The organism is Paenibacillus sp. FSL R7-0302 (assembly GCF_038006885.1).
GTDB lineage: Bacteria > Bacillota > Bacilli > Paenibacillales > Paenibacillaceae > Paenibacillus_AQ.
On sequence record NZ_JBBOWB010000001.1, the window covers coordinates 5,405,103 to 5,429,713 of the forward strand.

A 24,611-nucleotide genomic window follows, 5' to 3' on the forward strand; every position below is an offset into this window, starting at 1 on the left:
GCCTATTTCCCTCCTTGATTTGAGACATATATATGGATGTTGAAATAGTCGCGTTTATCCGTTTGGATATATACGGTGTACCAACCGCTCGTAACATTATCGAGGGTATACACTCCGCTTTTCTCCCGCAGGACCGTTCCTTTTGTTTTCATCTGACCTTGTGTTAAGACACCTTTTTCATAACGTGCATACGAGATCCCGGAGAAATTCTTCAATGAAATTTCAACCTTGTTTCCAAGAACGGACGCAGCATTGGAGCTGTCTGGCATCACGCCGTTCACAAGGGCTATGGTGTCATAAAGACCTACCAGGCGAACGGTCCGGCGAATAGTGGTCTGATTCCCTGCATCATCTCTTACCGTATAGTCGATATAGTACGGGTTCGAGCGGACAAATTCATTGGCCGAGATGTTGTCAGGGTTAAACACCCGCCCGCCGGTTCCATAGCTTATAGTGACCCGGTTCGTCAGGTCCACCTTTTTACCCGCAACCATATCCGATGCTTCGAAGTCCAGAAGCTTGGACTTGTCATAGGCAATGGAGGCATCTTTTTTAGGTGTCATGCCTTCGATGAAGATGAGCTCTTCCCCATTTTTAAGTTTTAGCACAGGGGGTGTTTTGTCGATTAGACCAATGTCAACACCATACGAGGTATAGGTCCCTGTTCTTCCTTCAAGGTTAAAATTGTAAAGTCCATTGTCTCTATAGTTCATGGACTTCTCTTGTTCCCAAGGATCCTTTCCGCCCACGAATTTAGCATCTTTATCCGTGATTACCGTTACATTCACATTCTGGTTCGTTGCCGGGTTCTTGTCGGTTCCCACCACATATCCTTCTTCTTGTCCAGAGGTGTCCACACCAACAACAATCTTGTTTTGATGATCCTTTTCCACCCACTCGCCACTTTGGTTCTGTTCGAGATATTTGTATGTCCAGCGGACTTCCTTAACCCTTGGGCCTCCTACTTCAATTCCTTCAACCGTTACGAGAATTTTTTGCGTGATGCCTGTTTGGTCCCTAATTTGAAAGACGTGCTCCCCGTTAGTTTTAACGTTGATTACTGCCTCTTTATAGGACAGGACATCGCCGGCTTCGTCTTTCACTTCAGTCAGAAGTGCATGTTCATATCCACGATAAGAAACGGTAAGGTCTGTTAGTTTCCTAAGAATGTCCAGCGGAACGCCATCACTGTCACGGATTTGGTCAAAGGTTACATTCACGCTCAGCTTATCTTCAGCTAATGTGGCTGTGGCTTTGATTTGCGGCGGTGTGGACACAATATTGGATACGGTAATCACTTCCTGGCCTTCATTGCCATAATCGTCAACAAAGAACATGGACACTGTACCATTTTTTCTAAAGCGGACAGCTTTTGTGCCGGGGATATGTACGATATCGCCCGCAGTTAGGCTTCCGGCAGGTTCTACACCGGTGACTGTTATCGTTTTGAACTCCTTACTGAACTGTGTCAACTCCACATTCACGCTTTGTGCAGTAATGGTGGTTGGTGGCGTACTGTACGTTTTTGCGATTGCAGTTGGCACTACTTTGTTAATGTTTGAGACGGTGATTGGCGTCGTCCAACGGTTTCCAGCGTAGTCATAGGCGGTCACATTGTAAATTCCTGAGCTGTCCAGTTCTACGACATATTCATTCTCAAGCGGCTCCCCTTTGAAGGGATAGACCACATCGCCCTTCTTCACCTCTGCAAAGGCGATTTCACCTGAATCATCCGTTAAATTGATCGTTGCAAAGATATTTTTGTTGGTCTTGGCCGTATTCGATAACACATAGGATGTTTGTCCAATCGTATTGTCGTAATGGTTATAGCTAACCGTATGAGAACCTGTGTTGCCCGAAAGATCCTTAAATTCAAATGTGAATGTGTTATTATCCTCCGTTAGAGTCCTTGAGAAGGCTGCGTTGTTGTTTGTCATCGCAAGCGTTTTTCCGCCTCCGGTAAACTTGAGCGTTGCCATAACCCTTCTATAGGCTTTTCCTTCTGTGATTGGAACCCAGTTCCCAAGATAGTTCTCGTAGCTGTATTCCACCGTGTAGTGTGTGTCTTGCGTAATTGGCGTTTTATCAATATTCGAGACTGTGACCGGCAGTACTGTTGCTATTCCGGCTTTGTTAGTCACTTTGAAATATACCGTTGCATTCTGCTCGAAGGTTTCGGTATGCGAAACAACGGAGTCAATAGGGCTGAAGCTTATGCCGTCATACGAACGTTCAAGTTTTAAAATCCCGCTTTCCGGGTCATATACAGAAAGTGTTGCGGTAACATTCTGGTTGGTAGAATTCGTGATCGAATAGCCTACTTTTGCAGCTGGTGCAGTTTCGTCAACCGATGCAATGGAAACATATTCCGCTTCCATCCGGTCAGCTTCCATACCTTCTGCCGTGTATGACTCGAAATAAGCTGATTTTGTTGTTTTGCTGTCTCTTAGCGCTTCAAATACAAGCTTTGAATACGCTGTTCTTCCTTCAACTTCTGTAAACGAAGGGTCAAGAACACTTAGCTCTGTATTGAGTTCTAATCCAGATAACACAGCATGTTCAACAAAGAAATATTGCCCGGCATACTTTGGATTTGGAACTACAATATAATACAGCTTGTCCCCCTGGTTAAAGGATATGAACCCGCCGTTTTGAATCGTTTGACCATTTTTCTCTGCATAACCTGTAGTATCAAAGCCTGTAACAAAATCAACCTCAGGCGTGAATTCCAGAACACTGTCTCTTCCAACCTCGTCCTGAACGTAAAGGCTGATTTTATTATTGTTCTGGATAACAACCTCATAGTCCATTACATAGTTAGCGGAGGTTGTTAAAAGTCCTGTATACAATAGGTTCGACCTGGCCATATCCCCCACAGCATCTCCCTCTACAGGTGCGTTTGGCATTACGGTTACTGGAACATTAAAATAAACGCTGACCGTTGCAGTGGTTTTTGTGGTTCTGGGGTTTGCGCTGACACTTACAATGGCTGCCCCCGCGTCAACCAGGTCCAGTTTTGCGTCAGTGAACACTTTTTCAGTTACATTTCCTGCGGTGTCAACGGCTTTGACCCCAATGGCATAGCTTCCGCTAAGCCCCTTCAAGTCAATGGTGTAGGTCTTCTGTTTGTTGCCTTCGCCATTAATGACAACCGGACTGCTCTGCATTTCCACGGATGGGCTTGATTGGAACAACGCATAGTCCGCTTCGGTTAGAATAGGGTTTGCTGCCGCGTCTTGAATAAGGGCGAAGGAGACGGTTGTATCATTCTTGTCGGAGACATTAACTGTAATCACACCATCCTGTCTGGCTCCTTTGGTCACAACGTCACTTGAAGCAAGCGCAGATGGAGCTGCCCGGTCAATGTTAGATACGGAAATAGGAACCAGAACACGATTGCCAAGCTCGTCGGACAGGGTCAGATTTGTGGTTATATTTTCGCTTACCGTTACTGTGAATGCGCCGTCTGTATATGGAGAAACCGTGATTTTGTCTGCATCCTCGGGTGCAACGGTCAGTTTGCTAATCCCTGTACCAGCATCACTTGCGATGATTGTTGCTGTCACGGATGCGTTGGTTGGCTGAATGGTGTTATAGTCCGGCAATTCAAAGGTTGGTGCCTGGCTATCATACAGAATGGTGAGCGGTCTCGCTTCTGTTAAAAACTCCGGTCTGTCGTCCGCAGGAGCATTGATGAGTCCAAACTGGACGTAGATGGTGTTGACACCTTCTTGAAGCGGAACCGGTGTGTCGAGTGTAAATGCATAATTCCCGCCGGAATTGTTGCTCGCTGTGAACTCAGGAACTAAAACGCCGTTATCTGTTGGCATGCCGTCCGTTGTTGCATAATATACCGGGTTTTGATATTTCAATGCGCTATCAGAAGTCCATGCTGCATGCGGTTCATTCAACACAGCATAGATACTATAGGTTCCATCCGTTGTTGTACCCATTCCGTTTACAGTCTTTGGCTCCGTAAAGTTCAATGTGTCAATGATCGCAGCTTCTGACCTCATGCCAAAGTAGGGGGAAACCTTTTTGCTTACTCTGCCATGCGGATCTTGTGCCACAACAACAATGCTGTACGCACCTGATGGAAGTCCTGTTAACGTCAAGGTCTGATTAACCTGTGCTATATTGTCACTGTCCAGTGTCAGTGTCAGCGGATAGTTCGGCATACCCTCCATTCTGATCTCGGAGTCCGGCTTGGATACATAGTAATATGCACTGGCAATTTCACTGCGGTCTGTCACTTTCACGTTAAACTGATGGGATGATTTAAAGAGATTGTGCTGACTTCCTACGGTAAATTTAATCTCCGGAGGATAGGCGTCATACGTGTATACTTGTGAGAATTCGGCAGTGTTACCAGACTGTTTATTTTTCACCCGATATTCAAGGATATATTTCCCGTCCATCAGCACTTTGGTTCCGCTAAGATTCGTTTTTTCAGCTGCACCAACATCATCGCTTGATTCGTATACTCTGAATTTTTGTGTAAAGCTGTTGTCATTGCCAGGATCAGAAATCCACCGGTAACTCGTTTCAAGGTTTGGATTGCTTACGTCAAAGCTAAGGTCAAAATGCGGCTTTGGAAGACTGGAATCCTCCGTAATCAGTGTGTCAGCAACATTTCCATTGAAAATACTCACAGGTTTTTTATAGTATCTAGAGGCTTGCTCGTTTCTAGAATCGTTTCCAAGTGAGTCTACTGTGAAATAATAGAGCGTTCCCTCAAAGTTGTCCCCTTTGGGAATGGATAGAATGGCAGTGGTGCTGTCACCTTCTGAGTCTACAAATGCCCATATCCCTTGAGTTGAGGAAATTTCTGCAGAGGCAGGTTTAATCTGATTGATTGGCGTGTCAGGCGGCGCCGCATTCCCGTTCATAAACGTATAATAAGTTCTTGACCAGCCGTTATTGCTTTGCTCAAGGTCATTCATTTCAAAGCTATAGTCATTTCTTTTGCGAAGCTGTGCATCTTGCGGATGTACCGTTTCGGTTACGGTCACCCGTGGAGCCAGATTATCGATTTTGATATTCTCAATTTCTGCAAATCCGGCCTCTCCGCCCAGCGGATTGTCAGCTTGATCCCATCCATACAGCCGGAGCTTGAATTCGCCTTCCGTTGGAACAATTGGACTTAGCTTTATGCTAACGCCATTGATAACCTGCGTGTTAATAGGTGCAGTAACTCTTGCTCTGTTTCCTGTACCGTCAAAGTTTGTTATTCTTGTCGCGGCCGGTTCATAGGAATCACCGGTTTTCATGTACAGCTCATAATTCAAATAGTTTTGATTCGACTCGCTGTGGGCGACATTTCCGTCCGGATAGAGGGTTTCACTGGCAACCATATAAAATTCATGCAGCTTTTTGATGTTGCCTTGAATGGAATCTGCCCCCACCAGGTCATTTCCAGTTTGGTCGGTCACTCTTACAGTTGGGGTTTTGGTGTCCACTTTATGAGTTGAAAAATAAAAACTTTGTGATGCCGGTGATTCTGGAGTTGGATTCTCTAAATAATAGGCCTGCGCCCGGCCTTTTTTCGTTAGATGGGTAGATACGTTGTCAAGCTGAAGCCTTATGCCCTCGCTTTCCACTGCGCTAACATCCAGCGGCACTTGTCCAGTGAACTGAAGTTTGCCGTTTGGTTTGCCGTCATTGCCCTGCAGTTTGGTCATGGTTAGGTTGGCAAGCGGTGTTGTCGTGTTGTTCCCGATATATAACGAAGGCGTGGCTTGGAGGTTGGTGATCAGCTCCGTTTTAATTTCTTGCGTCATAGTTTTTTTATGAATGGATACCGCTTCAACCGTGATATTAACATCTGTGAATTTACGGTTGAGATACAGATTGTCCTGGCTCGGTGAATAGGTAACCGTTTGAGTGATATCGGGGTTGCCGAGGTTATATATGCTACGATAGAACGTATAAGTTACATCTTTATAATAGTAGTCCGCTTGCCCTATCTTTGTTGTCAAATAGGTTTTCACTTCCGGATTTCCTGAGCTTGTATGGGCAAAGGTTCCCCCGAGGCTCTCAGCATTGGTAGACTGGGCAAGCAGCGCCACTCTATAGGTCAGTGAAATCTCTGCTTTGTCCTTGGCAACCATCTGATCGTGAAGCTTCTTGCGGTCAATATTGAGCTCAAACGTTTTTGTTTTTGTCGGTTCCTGGAATGTCAGCCAATCCCTGCCCACAGCGTCGTCCGAAACGCTATAGCTGACAACAGGAGCATCCTCATATTGCATAATGTCATAGTGACCATATTGATCTCTGACATAGTTGTCCCACTCTGCACGTTCAGAGCCTGACGAATTCGCATCCAGATAGAACTCTCCTCCATGCTTATCAACGTCACCCATATCGGTGAATTTTCTTTTGGTTACGTCCGAAATGTCACGATACAGTCTACCCTGGTCTTTTGTCCATGAGTATATTGGAATGGTCTTCGTCTGTGTTGGATTTATGTTTCCGCCAATTTGAGGAAGCCACAGAACTACCGACTCACCGTACCAGTCATCACTGCCCACCAGCCAAAAAACGAGCTCGTTCATTCTCCACGGTGGAGTATTTTGCAATTTAAATGTATGTTGTGTATCAGACCAAGCGGCAGCGCCGCCAAAATTGGCTGCTTGATCAGAGTTTATTCCAGATTCATATGTACTTACGCCCATATAAATATCATCGCCGGTTCCGCCGTTCTCGTTGCCTCCTGTTTTCACACCAAACACATAATTGTACTCTGTTGCTACATTCGCATACACAGGCGCTACTGATAGTAAGAGCGAAAATACCAGCATCAAGCTTAAAATCTTCTTCATAAAATACCTCCTCGTTAGAAAATCGTTTCTATATACTTTGAACTTAGACCCATAGCTTGCAGTTCTTCTTTCATTTCATGTATGCGTGCGATTTTTCTGCTAGGAACATATAAAGCCACACCGTTGCGGTTTTTATAACCTGCTGAATTTCTTACTTCGAAGGCAAGTGCTTGGGCGGCAGCAGTGATTTCTGATGATTGTCCCATAAGCTCTATAAGATCATATTGATCGAATATCCCGTCGTTTTTGCCTAATAGCTCTGAGCGGTTTGCAAGGTCTGTTAGGGAGAGATCAAATTTTGCATTTACTATGGCCTTAACCAAGGATTCCGCCTGAGACAGCTTCAGCATTGATAGGGTGGTTTGCATCTTAGCTTCCATCCCTGAATGAAGGGTAAAGGAGTCTAAAATTAAACGTCCTATCCTTTCAGTGCTGATCTGCGGGTTTCGCTCTAGCGCATCTATCCATGTGGTATAGTACAAGCCTGCTGCGGGGGTTGAATCTTCAGAAGCTATGAGATATTTGCCCTGATCTCTAAGCGCATAGGCAGTTTCAACGGTGCCCATAAGACAGGCATCAAAGACGATTAAGTCGAAATACATATCTAATGAACCGATCGCTTGGGAAAGCTCCGAGACCTTCATCGTTTTTCGTTCATTTAGCTCGTCTGCGCCAAATCCGCCCATTGTTCCATACCCATGGTCCCATAGAATCAGGATATAACGTTCACTTGGTGCAACGGCTTTGCCCCATACAAGAAAGTCCCTCAGTGTTCTAGGGTCTGATGCGGCAGTTTGGATATGGCTTTCGTGCTTTTGAAGTTGTCCATGACTAACTTCAAAGCGTTCGGATGTCCCATCGGTCATATATTTGTTGTGATATTTGAGCGTTCCGCCTGTTTGCAGCAGGATTTTCGTATTTTGGTTGGGTTGACCGCGCAAAATTTCTTCCAAGTCATCGGTTAGCCGGCCTTGCTGTGATTCAAGGTCAGAACCCACTGCATAGATTAAAATCGTCGTTCCATTCAACCTTTTATCCTGCTCCCAAAGTGCCATTGCCTCGTTTAAAGCTTGCGTGGTGAAAATATTTGCTGTACTAAGGGTTTGACCTAGCGTGGGAAGCTGGTTTTTGGGTCTTGTGTTTAGAACATAACTGCTTATTTTTGCGAGCGTTCCCCGGTTGAATCCGCGTTCTTGGGTAAGGTCTATTCCCAGAACGGTTGAGGCAAAAGAAACTGCGGTTCCATAAGTGAAGTCGCCCTTTGTTTCTGAATATCCCAATACCCTTAAAACCATTGAACAATACTGGTTAAGCGAGACGGGCCGGTTACCGCCAAAACGAAACTCATCTATTCCATTAACGACACCCTTGGTATAGGCATACGACACGTAGCGGCTTTCCCACCCTGTATCAGTAAATGGACTTTTGTAGGTGCTTTTCAGGACCTCTTTCTCCTTCCCCCACAGACGCAGCATCATTACAAGGGCTTCTGCTCTGGTGGGCACCCGCGACAGCTCATACCCATTCTCCGTTCCACTGAACAATCCCAAGCGGTTAAGCGCTTCTGCATAGCTGGAGCTTTGTGCCGCTGCTGTTGATGGAGTTATTGCAAGAAGAAAGATTAAAAAAATGATAAAACCTCTGATTTTTGTCATCATGTTCCGGCCCTTCAATTGATTAATCCTATTAAGCTACAATTCTACATGGCGGATTAACCCCTGTGTGAAAGTTAAAGAAATCTTTAAGTTCGCGCTTGCCGCTCGACTTTGGCAGACACCACAAATGTGTCCGTCGTTCACACCATTGTGCATCAAACGAAAAATAATGATACTATGTATGATGGGTAAAAGACTTTGCTATAGATTATATCGTTTTTATATGTTGCAACAGGAGAAGATAATATGAGTAACGAACCAAACTTTTGGCTGGATTTACCGAAACCGTTTTTTATATTAGCTCCAATGGAAGACGTCACAGATATTGTATTTCGTCACGTCATCAGTGAAGCTGCAAAACCTGACGTATTTTTCACAGAATTCACAAGCGCAGAAAATTATTGTCACCCTGTTGGGAAAGAAAATGTAGGTGGCCGGTTAATGTTCACAGCTGATGAGCAACCGATTGTCGCTCATATTTGGGGCAATAAACCTGCACTTTTTGAACAGATGAGTATTGATATGAAAAAACTTGGTTTTCGTGGCATCGATATAAACATGGGATGCCCAGCACAAAACGCCGCAGCCAGTGGAAAAGGGGCCGGATTAATACGCCATCCTGAAGTTGCAGCAGAAATTATTCAAGCAGCAAAAGCAGGTGGATTGCCGGTTAGTGTTAAAACAAGATTAGGTTACTCTAAAATTGATGAGTGGCGCGATTGGTTAGGACATATATTGAAACAAGATATTGCGAATCTGTCCATTCACCTTCGTACCAAAAAAGAGAAGAGTAAAGTAGCTGCACACTGGGAACTAATTCCTGAAATAAAAAAATTGCGCGATGAAATTGCCCCAAATACGTTGTTAACCATTAATGGAGATATTCCGGACCGCGCAACAGGATTAAAAATAGTTGAACAATACGGCGTTGATGGTATCATGATTGGCCGCGGCATTTTCACTAATCCATTTGCTTTTGAGAAAGACTCTAAAGAACATAGCGCGAAGGATTTTCTCAGTTTACTTCTTTTACAGTTGGATCTTCACGATAAATATTCAACAGAAACCTTGCCACGTTCATTTAGACCACTTCTTCGTTATTTCAAAATCTATGTTCGTGGATTTAGAGGCGCAGACGAACTAAGAGACCAATTAATGGAAACCACTTCAACAGACGAAGTGCGTCGTTTAGTAAAACCTCTTTTAGATCAGAAATTAGATTGAAGAATATTAAAAGATTTGAGCTATGAAAAAGAGGCTTCCCACAAGTTCAATGAACTCATAGGAAGCCTCTTATTTTTGCATCATGTGGTCAAACGGTGTTTCCTTCTCAGGAAACCCTTAATGCATAAGGGTTTGTCACCCTTATTACATCATGCCGCCCATACCGCCCATGCCGCCCATATCTGGCATTCCGCCACCAGCAGCGGCTGGTTCTGGCTTGTCAGCGATAACCGCTTCAGTGGTCAGGAACATAGCCGCTACGGATGCTGCGTTCTGCAGCGCATAACGGGTTACCTTGGCAGGGTCAACGATCCCTGCTTCGAACATGTTTACCCACTCATCGGTAGCAGCGTTGTAGCCGATGCCGATAGCTTCTTTTTTCAGACGGTCCACGATAACGGAACCTTCCTGGCCTGCGTTAGCAGCGATGGTGCGGACAGGCTCTTCCAGTGCGCGCAGCACGAGGTTCACGCCAGTTCTTTCGTCGCCTTCAGCTACAACAGCAGCTACAGCAGCATATACGTTCACAAGAGCTGTACCCCCACCGGATACGATACCTTCTTCAACCGCAGCGCGGGTTGCGTTCAGGGCATCTTCGATGCGGAGCTTGCGCTCTTTCAGTTCAGTTTCAGTAGCAGCACCGACTTTGACAACGGCTACGCCGCCAGCCAATTTTGCCAGACGCTCCTGCAGTTTTTCTTTGTCGAACTCGGAAGTCGTTTCTTCCAGCTGGGAACGGATTTGGCTAACGCGTGCATTGATGTCCGCCTTGTCGCCGCTTCCGTCTACAATTGTAGTGTTTTCTTTGGTTACGCGCACTTGACGGGCGTTACCCAGTTGCTCGATAGAAGTGCTCTTGAGATCCAGTCCAAGCTTCTCAGTGATCACTTGGCCGCCTGTCAGAGCAGCGATATCCTGCAGCATAGCTTCACGGCGGTCGCCGAAGCCAGGAGCTTTAACCGCTACAGCATTGAACGTTCCGCGCAGCTTGTTCACAATCAGCATCGCCTGAGCTTCGCCTTCGATATCTTCAGCGATGATTACCAGCGGACGCGCCTGTTGAACGATCTTCTCCAAGAGTGGAAGAATTTCTTGCGTGCTGCTGATTTTCTTGTCTGTGATCAGGATGTACGGGTTCTCCAGAACGGCTTCCATCTTGTCCGTATCTGTGATCATGTACGGAGAAATGTATCCACGGTCGAACTGCATACCTTCAACCACTTCAAGCTCTGTCAGGAATCCGCGGGATTCTTCAACGGTGATAACGCCGTCTTTGCCGACTTTTTCCATAGCTTCAGCAATCAGTTGGCCCACTTCTTCGTCAGCAGCGGAGATTGCAGCTACTTGTGCGATCGCTTGGGAATCCACAATCGGCTTAGCGATATTCTGCAGTTCAGCGACAGCAGCCTTCACTGCTTTGTCGATCCCTTTACGCATAACCATCGGGTTAGCGCCTGCAGTTACGTTCTTCAGACCTTCGCGGATCATAGCCTGAGCCAGAACCGTTGCAGTTGTAGTACCGTCACCGGCTACATCGTTAGTCTTGGTAGCTACTTCTTTAACGAGCTGTGCGCCCATGTTCTCGAAGGCATCTTCCAGTTCGATTTCCTTGGCGATAGTCACACCGTCATTGGTGATCAGCGGGCTGCCGAATTTCTTCTCCAGCACCACGTTACGGCCTTTTGGACCCAGTGTAACCTTTACTGCATTTGCCAAAGCATCAACCCCGCGCAGCATTGCACGGCGAGCATCTTCACTGAACTTAATTTCTTTTGCCATTGTATAGTTAACCTCCTAATATTATTGTGAACGTAATCTTAGCTTGTGTATAAGTACTCTAAATCTGACTTATGAGCGACGCTTAAGACTAGTCAAGAATAGCGTGAATGTCGCTTTCTTTCATAATCAGATATTCTTTGCCTTCGTATTTGATTTCAGTTCCGGCATATTTCGAGAAAAGCACACGGTCGCCTTCTTTCACTTCCAGCGCTACACGGACTCCGTCTTTCAAAGCTCCGCTGCCTACAGCGATAATAGTACCTTCTTGCGGCTTCTCTTTGGAAGAGTCCGGAAGCACGATCCCGAAAGAAGTGGTTTCCTGCTGCTCGCTTGGTTCTACCAATACGCGTTCACCTAGTGGTTTAATCATGAAAAAATAGCCTCCTTTGAAATTATGTGTTTTGCTTTGAAAACATAGATAGAGCTGCGGGGATCTGCGCCATCAGCATCCCTTACGGAATGTTGCTCCGGCCAATCCCGGTTTTTCAGCAGCGTTAGCACTCAACCCTCTGTAGTGCTAACAACAATTTTTATGATACTCAACTTGAAGACGGATTTCAAGTCCTTTTACACAAAATCGTATTTGTTTTTGCCAAAATTATGGTTTCAGCGCTTGTCCGGCCCGCACTCTCCTACATTCTATCCAGCAAGGGGCATATTATGCCCCCCTCCCACTAATCTGCCTTCACATACCGCGCCTCCCGCTTAGCGTCCTCAGCCAACTGCCTGCGGTAGACGAATGCGGACAGAAACACACTGAATTCATACAGCACAAGCAGCGGAATCGTCACCAGAAAGTCCGAGATGAAATCAGGCGGTGTAATGACCACAGCAATGAACACAAGCGCGAAATAGGCATAACGGCGCATCTTGCGCAGACGCAGCGGGTTCAGCACCCTGAGCTTGGTCAGGAACATGACAATCAGCGGCAGCTCGAAGAGCAGGGCCAGCGGAATCACCAGACTGAACAGGAAATCGAAGTATTCGGCGATGCCGTAGGTCTCCTCAAGCCCCATATTCCGCGTAATCGAGATGGTGAAGGATAAGGCCATAGGGAACACTATGTAATAGGCAAAAGCAATGCCGGCAATAAACAATACAAACACATAAGGCACATAACGCAGGGCAGCGCTCCGCTCCACAGGCCGCAGGCCGGGGCTGATGAACGCCCATAGCTGGAAGGCGATAAACGGCACGGAGAAGACCAGCGAGACCGCCATAGCGATCTTCATATACATCCCGATTCCATCCCAGAAGGAGAACGCATGCAGGACGAAGCCTTGCGCAGCATCGGCGCTGATCAGGTACAGATAGATTGGCTTGGCGACGAATAAGCCGAGCACAAGTCCTGCTACGAACACGATCAGCACGTAGATAAGACGTCTGCGCAGCTCCGTCAGATGATCGACGAGGGACATTTCTTCCTCTTCCAGAGACATGACTGACACCACCCGGATTGACATATTAGCAATAGATAAGTTATATCGTGAACTTATAATTTCTATTTCAAAAAAAGGGCGCCGCCCCGGTCTAAAAGCAGACCTGGGAAAGACGCCCCTGCGTGGGAACCTTAAAATTATTCCGGCAGACGGCGGTCCTGCGGAAGTTCTGCTGCAGCCGTCTGCGCCGCCGCAGGAGCAACTGTATCGCCCCGCTTGGCCGCTTCCGGCTCGTTCACAATCTCCCGTGCACCGTCCTTGAATTCACGGAAGGTACGTCCGACTGCCCGCCCCAGCTCAGGAAGCTTATTGGGACCGAAGAGCAGCAACGCCAAGATAACCAACAAGATAATTCCGGGTGTGCCAATACCACCTAACATACCGGTTTCCTCCCATCCTTCTGTCCGTTCATGACAATAGTTAACGATAAAATAATAATACCATAACTTATATCACACATCCATTGTGTATCCTGAACGATTTAGACAAAAGTGAATAGAGCAGAGTCCGATTACTGGCGGTATTGTCCCGTAACCATTAACAGAGCCTCCGGAAGCTGATCCATAATCGCCGCCAGATTCTCATGTACCCCCTTCGGGGTACCGGGCAGATTGACAATCAGAGTTCTTCCACGGATGCCGCAGATTCCCCGGAACAGCATAGCTGCGCGGTTCTTCTGCATCACCGTACTGCGCATCGCCTCGGAGAGTCCGGGCACTTCGCGTTCAATGACCCGCCGCGTCGCCTCCGGCGTAACATCGCGGATGGCCAGATCGGTTCCGCCGGTTGTCAGCACCAGATCCGCCTGGAAATAATCCGTAAGCTCAATCAGTGCAGCAATAATCTCATCCTGCTCATCAGGCACGATCCGGTATTCAATGATCTCGCCGCCCAGCTCCTCCTCCACCAGCTCCCGAATCACCTGGGCGCTCGTGTCTTCCCGTTCGCCCCTGGCCCCTTTATCGCTGGCCGTCAGGATTGCTGTTTTCCACGCCATAGGTTGTCCCTCCCTCTCTATGTACTATGTATATCCGGCTGCTGAAGCAGCTGCCGCTGCGCCTTCGGCTGTATCATTCCCTGCTGCTGCTCTATTCTGCTTCCAGCGCGTAATCCCCATTCTTGCCGCCGCTCTTGGACACCAGCATCGTAGGTCCGATAATCATGTCCTTCTGCAGCGCCTTGCACATATCATATACTGTCAGCGCCGCTGCCGATACGGCAGTGAGCGCCTCCATCTCCACCCCGGTCTTACCGGTAGTGCTGACGGTTGCTTCTATATATAGTTCATCTTTGTTGTTATCCATGAAGCGGATATCCACTCCGGTAAGCGGCAGCGGGTGGCACATGGGAATCCAGCTTGCAGTCTGCTTCGCCGCCATGATTCCTGCAACCTGAGCTACCGCAAGCACATCGCCTTTGCGGATCGTTCCCGCCTTAATGGCATCCAGCGTCTCCGGGGCCATATGTACCTGGCTTCTGGCTGCCGCTGTCCGCCTGGTAACTTCCTTGTCGCTCACATCCACCATGCGGGCTCTGCCCTGCTCGTTGAAATGAGTTAATTCCATGTAGCCCTCTCCTTCCGGCAATCCCAGATGCCGTTCTCCGTAATCAGCAGATCCATTAAGGCATCATGCTCCTCAAGCGGTACTTCCGGTACCAGCTGGAGGCCGTAGGCCAGACCAATCCACATAGGCTTGGCAGCCGTACCGGGGACCCCTGTCTCCAATGCGGTGTGCAGGCGGTCATAATATCCTCGTCCATAGCCGAGACGTCCGCCACGCTGGTCAAAGGCCAGTCCGGGCACGAAGATAACTTCCGGCCAGCCGGTTCTCCGTCCTGCTTGCGCGAGGGGGCCGGCAAGAGCAGCACTTCCGGCCGGCGGCTCCATGATCCCGTAGGTTCCAGGGACAAGCTCATCCCAGGAGCTTACCTGGTGAAGGCTTAAGTCACCGCTCTCCCGGTTGACGCGGGGAAGCAGCACCTCATGCCCTTCCGCCCATGCCGCCGCAAGAAGCGGACGGCAGTCCAGCTCGGAGCGAAACGGCGCATACGCAAGCAGTGAAGCTGCGCCTTCCTGCGAGAACCAGCTCCAGGCATGGGCGCACACCCGGGCGGATAACAGCTCCCGCTGCTCCATGGGCAAGGCATCGCGGAGCGCGGTATTCCCGGTGCGAAGCTCGTGCTTCCGCCCGGCAAGCTGCATGCTGTGCTCCTGCATAGGCAGCCTCCTCCTTCACTTGTTCCTAGCTTATCATAGTTTGTAAGCTCAGTTTACCACTCTTCTCACCGGTTCGCCAAGGTTGATTCATTCCCCTTGTTAGCAGAATGGACCTCGCACGCCCCACCTTTTTCATGTAAACTGGAGAATAAGATTAGACAATCGCCTGGGCGCAAGCCGCCGAGGCCAATTTGCAAGGGCGGAGGTTTCATCAGAATGCTTCTTCAAGCGACAGGAATTACGAAATCATACGGTATACAAAGCGTGCTGGACGGCATTAGCCTAATGGTGAACGAGAGGGAGAGAGTCGGGCTGGTTGGCGTCAACGGAGCAGGCAAATCGACCTTTCTGCAGATTCTCGCGGGTGAGATGTCTTATGACAGCGGACAAATTCATAAGTCTAAAGAGACTACGATTGGCTATCTGGCCCAGAACAGCGGCCTGCAGTCGGATAACACCATACAGGAAGAGATGCTCGCGGTATTTGCGCCGCTGCTGGAGGCAGAGGCCGAGCTGCGGCAGCTGGAGACGGATATCGCCGATCCGGCACTTGCCGAAGATCCGAAGCGTTATGAGGATCTGCTGGAGCGTTATGCCAGACGCTCTGACTGGTTCAAGGATCACGGCGGCTATGAGATCAATACGCGTATCCGCAGCGTGCTGCACGGGATGGGCTTCGGGGAGTTCGCACCGGATACTCCAATCTCTACCTTAAGTGGAGGCCAGAAGACACGTCTGGCACTGGCCCGCATCCTGCTTCAAGCGCCTGATCTGCTCATGCTCGATGAGCCGACTAACCATCTGGACATCGAGACGCTCACCTGGCTGGAGGATTATCTGCGCGGTTACGCCGGAGGCATCCTGGTCGTATCCCATGACCGGTATTTCCTTGACCGCCTGGTGACGACCATCGTGGAGATCGAGCGGCACCAATCGCGCAGATACACAGGCAACTACAGCCGCTATATGGAGCTGAAGGCTGCGGAATACGAGATTCGTATGAAGCAGTATGAGAAGCAGCAGGACGAAATTTCACGGATGGAGGATTTCGTGCAGCGCAACATTGTCCGGGCCTCCACCACCAAGCGGGCACAGAGCCGCCGCAAGGCCCTCGACAAGATGGAGCGTATCGACAAGCCGCTGGGCGACCTTAAGAAGGCCAGCTTCTCCTTCGAGCCTGACTTCATGTCCGGCAAGGAAGTGCTGCAAGTCCGGGAGGTCGCAGTCTCTTTCAGTCCTGAGGCTGCACCGCTCTTCCGCAACGCCTCCTTCGAGCTGCGGCGCGGCGAGACAGCGGCGCTGATCGGACCGAACGGGATCGGGAAGTCCACACTGCTGCAATGCATGACCGGCACCCGCGAGCCTTCCCGCGGAACCGTGAACTGGGGAACCAAGGTGAAGATCGCCTACTACGACCAGGAGCAGACCCGGCTGAATCCGCGCAATACGGTGCTGGAGGAGCTGTGGAGTGAATATCCGATGCTGGAGGAGGCCCGAATCCGTACAATTCTCGGCAACTTCCTGTTCAGCGGCGAGGATGTACTTAAGAAGGTAGCTGCGCTGAGCGGCGGCGAGAAGGCCCGGGTGGCCCTGTCCAAGCTGATGCTTCGCGGAGCCAATATGCTCATTCTCGATGAGCCTACCAACCATCTGGATCTCGTCAGCCGCGAGGTGCTCGAATCGGCCCTGATCGATTTTGAAGGCACCCTGCTGTTCATTTCCCATGACCGTTATTTCCTCAACAAGATGGCTGAACGGGTACTTGAGCTGCACCCCGACGGAATTGATCAGTATTTGGGCAATTATGACGACTATGTTGAGAAAAAGCTCGAGCTCAAAGCGATTGCCGAAGAGGAAGCCGAGCTTGCCGCCGCCAAGTCCTCCAGAAGTGCCGACATTGAAGCGATATCCGCCGAGAAAGGCAGCTCCCTCTCCTATGAGGCGGACAAGCAGGCTAAACGTGAGGAACGGAACCGCCTGCGCCGCATCTCCGAACTGGAAGAGAAAATCGCGAAGCTGGAGGAAGCCATCTCGGGAATTGAGCATGAAATGACTAAACCTGAGGTGTATCAGGATTATATGGCGCTTCAGGAGCATGAAAGTGAGCTTAAGGACAAAAAACGCGAGCTGGGAGATTTATTTAGCGAATGGGAGAAACTGGCTGAGGACTAATGTAAAGACGCATCAAAAAAAAATTTTAACAGTTTCCAATTTGTTCAAATCTGGTTATCCACAGCCTCATCCACAGTTTCCGTGCATAACTATCATCTAAAATTAGCCCTTCGGGGCTTTTTTCATGCGTAAAATGGCTACTTTGCTTGTCAAGGACTTTTTATCCACCGAATTATCCACATTATCCACAATTCTCACAATTTTGTTTCATAGCATAACCTCTTGTTTATGGTGCTCGCAAAAAAGGCGTTATTGCTGATTTTACACGGTTTTTACACAACTCGTGCGGAATATGTGGATAACGTTGTCCACAGGTTGACAAATGCCGCACGGGGCAAAAATCATGTTAGGTTTAGGCGATATGAATGCCCACTTGCCCGCCATCCGGCCCACGCTCCCACGCAACGCCGAATGTGGTCGGTTTTTCGATTACATTTGGCTCGCGTACCTCATCCGGCGCATTGTAGTCGGTTTTCCGACTACATTTGGCTCGCGTACCTTCATCCGGCGCATTGTGGTCGGTTTTCCGACTACATTTGGCTCGCGTACCTTCATCCGGCGCATTGTGGTCGGTTTTCCGACTACATTTGGCTCGCATACCCTCATCCGACGCATTGTGGTCGGTTTTTCGACTACAATGCGCCCGTCAGCCGTCGCGGCATATAATGTGTTCGGTTTTTCGTATACATTTGGCCATACGCCGCCCTGCCAGCCCCTGACAGCAAAGATGCCTCTGCCGATGTCGGTGACATGGCATAGGCATCCGGTCCTTGAAAAGCGTTGAACCCGCGCGGTAACTTCGCTCTGTTCTTTGGTCTCTAGCTGTTTAACTGTTCACCGCCGAGCCGGGAGAGGGCACCTCCGATTCCGACAGCAGCGCTGCATTACAGGCGGCGATGTAAGCAATGCCTGCGGCCATCACGATATCGTGATGGATGGCCGTGCCCCGGAACTTGGTGTCCTTCCACTCCACCATGACGGCGGCCTCGGCCTGGGCATTCCCGCCGCTGCCGAGGGAATGCAGCTCCAGCCCGTCGAAGCGGATATCCTCGGCAATCCCTTGCCCTATAGCGGCAATGATTGCTTCCAGCGGACCGTCTCCGGTGCTGGTCTGGGTCGTCTCTGCGCCGCTCTGCAGATGGCGCACCGTCACTGCAGCCACGCGGCGCGGCGCGCTGCCGGCCAGGACCTGGACCTCGCCGAGCGCATAGACCTGCGCCTGCTGTCCTGTGGTGCTGCTGACCATCCGCAGCAGCTCATCATCGCTGACGGCCTTCTGGCGGTCAGCCGTCTCCTTGAAGGATGCGTAGAGCGCGTCCAGCTCCGCCGAATCCAGAGCAATGCCATACTTCGCGGCGCGGTCCTTCAGCGCATGCCTGCCGGAATGCTTGCCGAGGATAATCATGCTGCGCGGGATGCCCAGCCGCTCCGGGTCCATAATCTCGTAGGTGCTGCGGTCCTTCAGCAGACCGTCCTGATGGATGCCGGATTCATGCTGGAAGGCATTGCGCCCGACCACCGGCTTGTTGAAGGCAATCGGGAAATGCATCGCCCCGCTGATCATCCGCGAGGTGTCATACAGCTTATCCAGCACGATTCCAGTCTCGGCGCCGATAGCCTCTCCGCGTGTCTCCAGCGCCATGACCAGCTCCTCCAGCGCACAGTTGCCGGTCCGCTCGCCCACACCGTTGACCGTGACCTCAATCTGTGTAGCGCCGCCTTCAATGGCCGCCAGGCTGTTCGCTACGGCGAGGCCCAGATCGTTGTGGCAGTGGGCGCTGTAGATGACCTTGTCGCCGCCCCGGGCTCCAAGCCGCACACGGCGGAACATCTCCCCGTATTCCTGCGGCAGCGCATAGCCTACCGTGTCCGGCAGATTGATAATCGAAGCGCCCTCTTCAATCACCGCTTCGACCATCTCAATCAGATCGTCGATGCCCGTCCGTGCAGCATCCATTGCAGTGAACTCTACCACATCGCAGAACTGGCGGGCATAAGCGGTCATCTCTCTGGCAACTGCTACAACCTCAGGGCGGCTCATGCGCAGCTGATGGCGCAGGTGGATGTCGGAGGAGGAGATGAACAGATGAATCCGCCGCCGCGCGGCATCCCGGGTGGCCCGTACAGCAGCATCGATATCCCCCTTGACTGCACGTGCGAAGCCGCAGATCTCCACGCCCTGAATGTTGCGGGAGATCGTCTCCACCGCAGCGAAATCCCCCGGGCTGGATACAGGGAATCCCGGCTCCATGACATCCACTCCCAGGTCCGCCAGCTTGCCGGCCAGAATAATCTTTTGCTCAGGGGTAAGACTGGCTCCCGGGGCCTGCTCCCCATCGCGCAGCGTCGTGTCAAAAATCTGAATACGTTTCTTTACCGGAATAATCATCGTAATTCCTCCTCAAATTAGGTTTATATCATGGAGGGCTGCCTCTTAAAAAGCACAAAGACCCCCCGTCTCTTATAAAGAGACGGGGGGTCAGCCCTCCGCGGTACCACTCTTTTTGACGCATAGGCTCCCTGATGTCAGAAGTCCTGGCTGCGTCCAGCTTAGTATCAGACTCGCAGCCCCGATTAACGGAAGCTCTAAAGATCTGAATAGTCCGGTAACGGGGACATCCGTAGCAGCGTACCTGTAGCACTTTCCGCCGCTCCGCTCACGGGCGAGATTCGCCGGCCTCCGGTGTCTGCGTCGCACCTCCCCGCAGCTCTCTGTTCACCTTGGCCGTCTACTGCTCCCGATCCTTGCGTGTCATTCCTATAAACTTCTTCTCACAAAATGTGCACAAAAAAAGCCTCCCGTCTCATTCAAGAGACGACAGGCTGTTCACTGTCGCGGTACCACTCTTGTTGATATCCGAACCCGCTAATCTTCCAGCTGTTCTGCGATACCCACTCCATGTCTGCAAGGTTCCCGGAATGTTACCACTCCGTCCAGCCTTGACTGACCACCCTCTCACGGAGGTTAACCGTAACGGTGTACCTAAGGTTGCCGGATTACATCCTGTACCGGCCAGCGCTCCTGTTCAAAGAGCTACCTGCTTCCACCGCTCCGCTCCCGGACGAGTTCAGGTCTCCATCGACTGCGTCGCACCTTCCCGCAGCTCTCTTATCCCGGAGTGACCTTACTGCTTCCGATCCTTGCGTTTGTTCAAATATAAGATGATTGAATTGAACTGATTATACCCGGCGGCTTCTGCAAAAGTCAATAGGCAGATACCGACCATTTCTCCAGCGAATAACCGGGATCAGCTACCATATCCAGCGGAATTCCGCCTTCATGTCTCCATTTCACATAAGCTGCGGCACCAATCATCGCCGCATTATCCGTACAATACACGGGAGGAGGGATAATCAGCTCAATCCCTTCTGTTCCGCAGCGCCGGATCAGGGCTTCGCGCAGCCCCTTGTTCGCCGCTACCCCTCCGCAGAGCAGAAGCTGCTCCGCGTGGTATTCACGGACGGCACGGATCGCCTTCTCGACCAGCACTTCAACTACGGATTCCTGGAAGCCGCGCGCAATAGCCGCGACATCCGGCATAAGCCCCTTCATCTTGCTCTGATTCACCGCGTTCAGCACCGCGGACTTCAGTCCGCTGAAGCTGAAGTCATACGAGCCCGGCTCCAGCCACACACGCGGCAGAGCGAAGGCTTCCTCCGCTTCATGCGCCAGCTTGTCCACATGCGGCCCTCCCGGATAAGGGAAGCCCAGGGCCCGCGCCACTTTGTCGTACGCCTCGCCGACGGCATCGTCACGGGTGCGCCCGATGATCCGGAAGCTTCCTTCCCGCTCCATATGCACCAGCTCCGTATGCCCCCCTGACACCACCAGCGTCATACCCGGATACTTCAATTCCTTGACCAGCCGGTTGGCATAGATATGACCGGCAATATGATGTGTGCCGATGAGCGGCTTGCCCCAGGCCAGCGCCAGGCTTTTGGCAGCCACGACTCCAACCAGCAGCGCCCCCACCAGTCCCGGACCCTGCGTTACCGCCACTGCTGTCAGCTCCTGCGGACGTACGCCTGCCGCGCTTAAAGCCTCTTCAATGACCAGCGTAATCACCTCGACATGCTTGCGGGAGGCCACTTCAGGCACCACACCTCCGAATGCCCGGTGGGTCTCAATCTGGCTGGAGATGATGTTGGACAACACCTCACAGCCATCCTTCACTACAGCTACAGAGGTCTCGTCACAGCTGGTTTCAATTGCCAGAATCAATACAGGCTCTCTTGCGCCCGTGTCTGTCTTCATTTCAAGTCCACGCTTCCTTCCGTTACAGCTTGCTCCCCGTACTCCGGCAGATCGGCCCACATGATGAGCGCGTCCTCGCGGTTGTCCGAATAATAGCCCTTGCGGGTACCGGCAGGCTTGAAGCCTTTTTTGCGGTATAAATTCTGGGCCACTTCATTGGAGACCCGTACTTCAAGCGTGATCGACTGCATGCCGAGATAAGCCGCCGTCTTCATCAGCTCGTCCAGCAGCCGCTCGCCCCATTTACGTCCCCGGTAGGCCTCCAGCAGTGCAATATTGGTGACATGCGCCTCATCGACAATCGCCCACATTCCTGCGTAGCCAATAATATGCCCTGCCAGCTCCATTACCATATATTTAGCAAAATGATTGTGGGTCAGCTCGTTGCGGAAGGCTTCCTCTGTCCAAGGCATGGTGAAGGCCTCCCGTTCAATCACAAGAATCGCAGGCACATCCTCCAGCCGCATCAGGCGAAAAACAAGCTCAGTCCCCTGAGCCGGTCTACGTTCCGGTTTGATCATCGTGTATTCAGGCTCCCTTCGCTGCTGCGGCGCAGATTCGCCTCCGCCTCCGACAACTGCGTATAATTGGGAATCAGCGTATGCAAATCTCCGCTCTCTTCGTAGAGACCCGCTTCCGCCAGAAATCCGGTCCAGCGTCCTTCCAGCTCATAAGGCAATGCCTGGACGTTGGCTGCTTCCATCAGCGGAGCCAGCATGTCCGCACTTCCGTGCAGCGCCGTCTCCCCTACGAACCACAGTGTGTCCGGCAGATTGCCCTCAGCTGCGGCTTCCTTCAGCCGTACCGCCAGCTCCTGCACCCAGTCGGCCATCAGCCGGATCGCATCCGGCGCCAGCCGCCGGGGCGGCTTGTCCCCGTCCGCCGCGAATACAGCGGTGTATGCCTGTCCCCGCCGGGCATCGATCAGCGGAATGATCCAGTCTGTTCCTGCCGTGCCGGGCGCAGAAGTTATAGCGTCTTGCTCTTGCTGCGCAGAAGCCGCATGGTATCCGCCCCAGGCCAGCGCATGCAGGCTGGATACACCGGTAACCGGTACGTTCCAGGCCCAGGCCAGCGTCTTGGCTGCAGTCACAGCAATCCGTGTTCCGGTATAGGAGCCCGGGCCGATCCCGACCGAGATTCCGCCGATTCTGTCGGCTGTAGTGGCAGACGCCTGAAGTGCCTGCTCAATAATAGGCAGCAGATGAACCGAATGGTTCCGCTCCCCGGAAGCATTAATCTCATGCAGCAGCTCCCCGCCGCCAGTCACGGCCACTCCCAGAACTGCCGTTGATGTATCCAGCGCCAAAAACCGCTTGCGCGGCTCATTATTCGAGTTCGTCATGTTTCTTTACCCCACTTCTGGATCAGCATCCGGCACAATTCGCCGTAAGGCTCTCCGATTCCGGTCACCGTAATCTCCCGTTCCTCCGGGCCGGCGGTCTTCAGCTCTATATGGAGATGCCGCGGCGGCATCAGTTCAGTAATGATTCGGCTCCATTCCACCAGACTCACACCCTGACCGTAGAAATACTCTTCCAGTCCCAGCTCGTCCGCTTCCTGCAGCGATATCCGGTATACATCCATATGATACAGCGGCAGACGTCCTTCATACTCTTTGATAATGGTAAAAGTAGGACTATTCACAATACCTTCCACACCCAAGTGGCGTGCATAGCACTGCGAGAACGCTGTTTTGCCTGCACCTAGATCCCCGTCAAGTCCGATAACCATCCCCGCCGATGACGCGGCAGCAATGGCGGCGGCAAGTGCCTCCGTATCCTGAAGGCTGAATGAACGGGTTGTGAACACCGTTTGTGTATTATTATCCAAAGCTGCAACTACCACCTTTATGAAGATCCCTTAACAGTTAACAATACTTCTAATTATATCGGTATGCTACTTGCACCGCAACAGCCCGTCAGTCCGTTGAGAACGCCGGAGCCGCCGCAGGCTTCCCCGGATGCCGGGAGAACAGGCTATGCAGCATCATACCACCAATAATGACCGCAATCCCCGCCCATGACAGGAGGGATGGCAGCGGCGAGTCCAGTAAGAGCATCTCCCCCAGCAAGGCGAACAGCACCTCCAGTGACTGGGTCGCTTCCACGGCTGCCAGACTGCTCATGCTGCCCCGGACCAGATCGGTAGCCCGGAAAAACAGCACCGTAGCCACAACTCCCGAACTGAGTGCAACAATGACTGATTGTCCTATTTGCGGGGAGGAGGGCAGGCCTGTATCTGCCATACCATACAGAGCGACAGCCAGCCAGAAGGGCAGGCTGGCAAGCGTCATACCAAGAATCCGCTGGAATACATCCAGTTGGCCGCCGCACAGCTCCATCATCTTACGGTTGCCGAGCGGATAGGCGAAGGAAGCGATAAGGACCGGGACAATGCCCAGCAGGACCTGGGAAGGGGCAAGCTGCCGCGCCTGCTCCACTTGCAGCAGCGCTACTCCAGCGAGAATAATCAGGGAGAGGAGCAGCCCGCGCAGCGGGATTTTACCTCTTATGTATACTCGTCCTCCCGGTCCGCTAACCCATTCTCCGAAGAACGGAGCCAGCAGCGAACCGGAGATAATTGTGATCTGCCACGTTCCTGCGCTCAGCCAGCCCGGTGCATAGGCAGCGGCGAAGCAGATGGGCGCGTAGAACAGGCCGAACCCGACAGTGCCCCACAGCAGCCAGGCTCTGGGCCGTTCTCTCATCGCAGCCAGCAGCGGCTTCAGCCTCCCTCTTCCGGCCACAATCGCCAGCAGCAGCGGGAGCGTGAACAAGTACCGCAGCGAGGCGCTCCACGCCCAGCTTCCTCCCGCAAGCTCCATCCTCCGGTTCAGCACAAACGTCACCGCAAAAAACAGCGCCGAGCACACACCCAGCAATATCGGACGCACTTCCATCATCTCTTTTCGTCAAAATTCTTCTCCCAAATATAGGGGCTCACCACTCCCGGCGTCAATATCTGTGTCAGCTATAATTATGGGGCCGTTGCCAGTTGAAGCTGTGAGGGAAGGTGACTTGAGGAGGTGACAGTTGAGGGAGTGCA

General features: G+C 51.3%; 18 protein-coding genes and 1 other annotated feature. Of the genes, 2 read left to right on the forward strand and 16 right to left on the reverse strand.

What is annotated here, in order from left to right; genetic code table 11:
• Window positions 1–2: 2 nt before the first annotated feature.
• Window positions 3–6,821, reverse strand: coding sequence for a hypothetical protein (locus MKY96_RS23405; RefSeq protein WP_340943713.1), 6,819 nt, complete (start codon window positions 6,819–6,821; stop codon window positions 3–5).
• A gap of 14 nt (window positions 6,822–6,835) precedes the next feature.
• The gene (locus tag MKY96_RS23410; RefSeq protein WP_340943716.1) at window positions 6,836–8,479 is read right to left on the reverse strand and encodes a clostripain-related cysteine peptidase; all 1,644 of its coding nucleotides are present in this window, start codon (window positions 8,477–8,479) and stop codon (window positions 6,836–6,838) included.
• A 243-nt stretch (window positions 8,480–8,722) separates the two neighbouring features.
• Between MKY96_RS23410 and MKY96_RS23415 the strand changes: the two genes are divergently transcribed.
• Window positions 8,723–9,700 (forward strand): tRNA dihydrouridine synthase, encoded by a 978-nt coding sequence (locus tag MKY96_RS23415; protein ID WP_340943719.1) that lies wholly within the window; start codon window positions 8,723–8,725, stop codon window positions 9,698–9,700.
• 144 nt (window positions 9,701–9,844) lie between these two features.
• Here MKY96_RS23415 and groL read toward each other — a convergent pair whose 3' ends face one another.
• The 7 genes from groL to MKY96_RS23450 all read right to left on the reverse strand — a co-directional run bounded on the left by groL (window position 9,845) and on the right by MKY96_RS23450 (window position 15,136).
• Window positions 9,845–11,479, reverse strand: coding sequence for a chaperonin GroEL (gene groL / locus MKY96_RS23420; RefSeq protein ID WP_036723193.1), 1,635 nt, complete (start codon window positions 11,477–11,479; stop codon window positions 9,845–9,847).
• Window positions 11,480–11,567: 88 nt separating this feature from the next.
• Window positions 11,568–11,849 (reverse strand): co-chaperone GroES, encoded by a 282-nt coding sequence (gene groES / locus MKY96_RS23425; protein ID WP_036723192.1) that lies wholly within the window; start codon window positions 11,847–11,849, stop codon window positions 11,568–11,570.
• 304 nt (window positions 11,850–12,153) lie between these two features.
• The gene (gene tatC / locus MKY96_RS23430) at window positions 12,154–12,918 is read right to left on the reverse strand and encodes a twin-arginine translocase subunit TatC (protein WP_340943721.1); all 765 of its coding nucleotides are present in this window, start codon (window positions 12,916–12,918) and stop codon (window positions 12,154–12,156) included.
• A gap of 137 nt (window positions 12,919–13,055) precedes the next feature.
• The gene (gene tatA / locus MKY96_RS23435) at window positions 13,056–13,298 is read right to left on the reverse strand and encodes a twin-arginine translocase TatA/TatE family subunit (RefSeq protein WP_340943723.1); all 243 of its coding nucleotides are present in this window, start codon (window positions 13,296–13,298) and stop codon (window positions 13,056–13,058) included.
• A gap of 131 nt (window positions 13,299–13,429) precedes the next feature.
• Complete coding sequence (locus MKY96_RS23440; RefSeq protein ID WP_036693720.1) at window positions 13,430–13,915, reverse strand: MogA/MoaB family molybdenum cofactor biosynthesis protein; 486 nt, start codon at window positions 13,913–13,915, stop codon at window positions 13,430–13,432.
• A 91-nt stretch (window positions 13,916–14,006) separates the two neighbouring features.
• Complete coding sequence (moaC, locus tag MKY96_RS23445; RefSeq protein WP_340943724.1) at window positions 14,007–14,483, reverse strand: cyclic pyranopterin monophosphate synthase MoaC; 477 nt, start codon at window positions 14,481–14,483, stop codon at window positions 14,007–14,009.
• Complete coding sequence (locus tag MKY96_RS23450) at window positions 14,474–15,136, reverse strand: 5-formyltetrahydrofolate cyclo-ligase (RefSeq protein ID WP_340943727.1); 663 nt, start codon at window positions 15,134–15,136, stop codon at window positions 14,474–14,476. The genes moaC and MKY96_RS23450 overlap by 10 nt, the downstream gene beginning before the upstream one ends.
• Before the next feature lie 216 nt (window positions 15,137–15,352).
• Here MKY96_RS23450 and MKY96_RS23455 point away from each other — a divergent pair, with 216 nt between their 5' ends.
• The gene (locus MKY96_RS23455) at window positions 15,353–17,308 is read left to right on the forward strand and encodes an ABC-F family ATP-binding cassette domain-containing protein (protein ID WP_340943729.1); all 1,956 of its coding nucleotides are present in this window, start codon (window positions 15,353–15,355) and stop codon (window positions 17,306–17,308) included.
• Window positions 17,309–17,737: 429 nt separating this feature from the next.
• Here MKY96_RS23455 and MKY96_RS23460 read toward each other — a convergent pair whose 3' ends face one another.
• The 7 genes from MKY96_RS23460 to MKY96_RS23490 all read right to left on the reverse strand — a co-directional run bounded on the left by MKY96_RS23460 (window position 17,738) and on the right by MKY96_RS23490 (window position 24,459).
• A complete protein-coding gene (locus MKY96_RS23460) occupies window positions 17,738–17,923 on the reverse strand; it encodes a hypothetical protein (protein WP_340943731.1) in 186 nt (61 codons plus the stop codon).
• 211 nt (window positions 17,924–18,134) lie between these two features.
• Window positions 18,135–19,697, reverse strand: a complete 1,563-nt coding sequence (locus MKY96_RS23465; protein WP_340943733.1) for a 2-isopropylmalate synthase — start codon at window positions 19,695–19,697, stop codon at window positions 18,135–18,137.
• A gap of 75 nt (window positions 19,698–19,772) precedes the next feature.
• Window positions 19,773–20,063 (reverse strand) — a binding site (T-box leader).
• Between the two features lie 450 nt (window positions 20,064–20,513).
• Window positions 20,514–21,563, reverse strand: coding sequence for a tRNA (adenosine(37)-N6)-threonylcarbamoyltransferase complex transferase subunit TsaD (gene tsaD / locus MKY96_RS23470; RefSeq protein WP_340943735.1), 1,050 nt, complete (start codon window positions 21,561–21,563; stop codon window positions 20,514–20,516).
• Window positions 21,560–22,084, reverse strand: a complete 525-nt coding sequence (rimI, locus tag MKY96_RS23475; RefSeq protein ID WP_340943738.1) for a ribosomal protein S18-alanine N-acetyltransferase — start codon at window positions 22,082–22,084, stop codon at window positions 21,560–21,562. Before rimI ends, tsaD begins: the two co-directional genes overlap by 4 nt.
• On the reverse strand, window positions 22,081–22,908 hold the full coding sequence (gene tsaB, locus MKY96_RS23480; RefSeq protein ID WP_340943740.1) for a tRNA (adenosine(37)-N6)-threonylcarbamoyltransferase complex dimerization subunit type 1 TsaB: 828 nt from the start codon (window positions 22,906–22,908) through the stop codon (window positions 22,081–22,083). Before tsaB ends, rimI begins: the two co-directional genes overlap by 4 nt.
• Window positions 22,905–23,396 (reverse strand): tRNA (adenosine(37)-N6)-threonylcarbamoyltransferase complex ATPase subunit type 1 TsaE, encoded by a 492-nt coding sequence (gene tsaE / locus MKY96_RS23485; RefSeq protein ID WP_445321982.1) that lies wholly within the window; start codon window positions 23,394–23,396, stop codon window positions 22,905–22,907. The genes tsaB and tsaE overlap by 4 nt, the downstream gene beginning before the upstream one ends.
• 88 nt (window positions 23,397–23,484) lie before the next feature.
• The gene (locus MKY96_RS23490; protein ID WP_340943742.1) at window positions 23,485–24,459 is read right to left on the reverse strand and encodes a DMT family transporter; all 975 of its coding nucleotides are present in this window, start codon (window positions 24,457–24,459) and stop codon (window positions 23,485–23,487) included.
• Window positions 24,460–24,611: the final 152 nt, after the last annotated feature.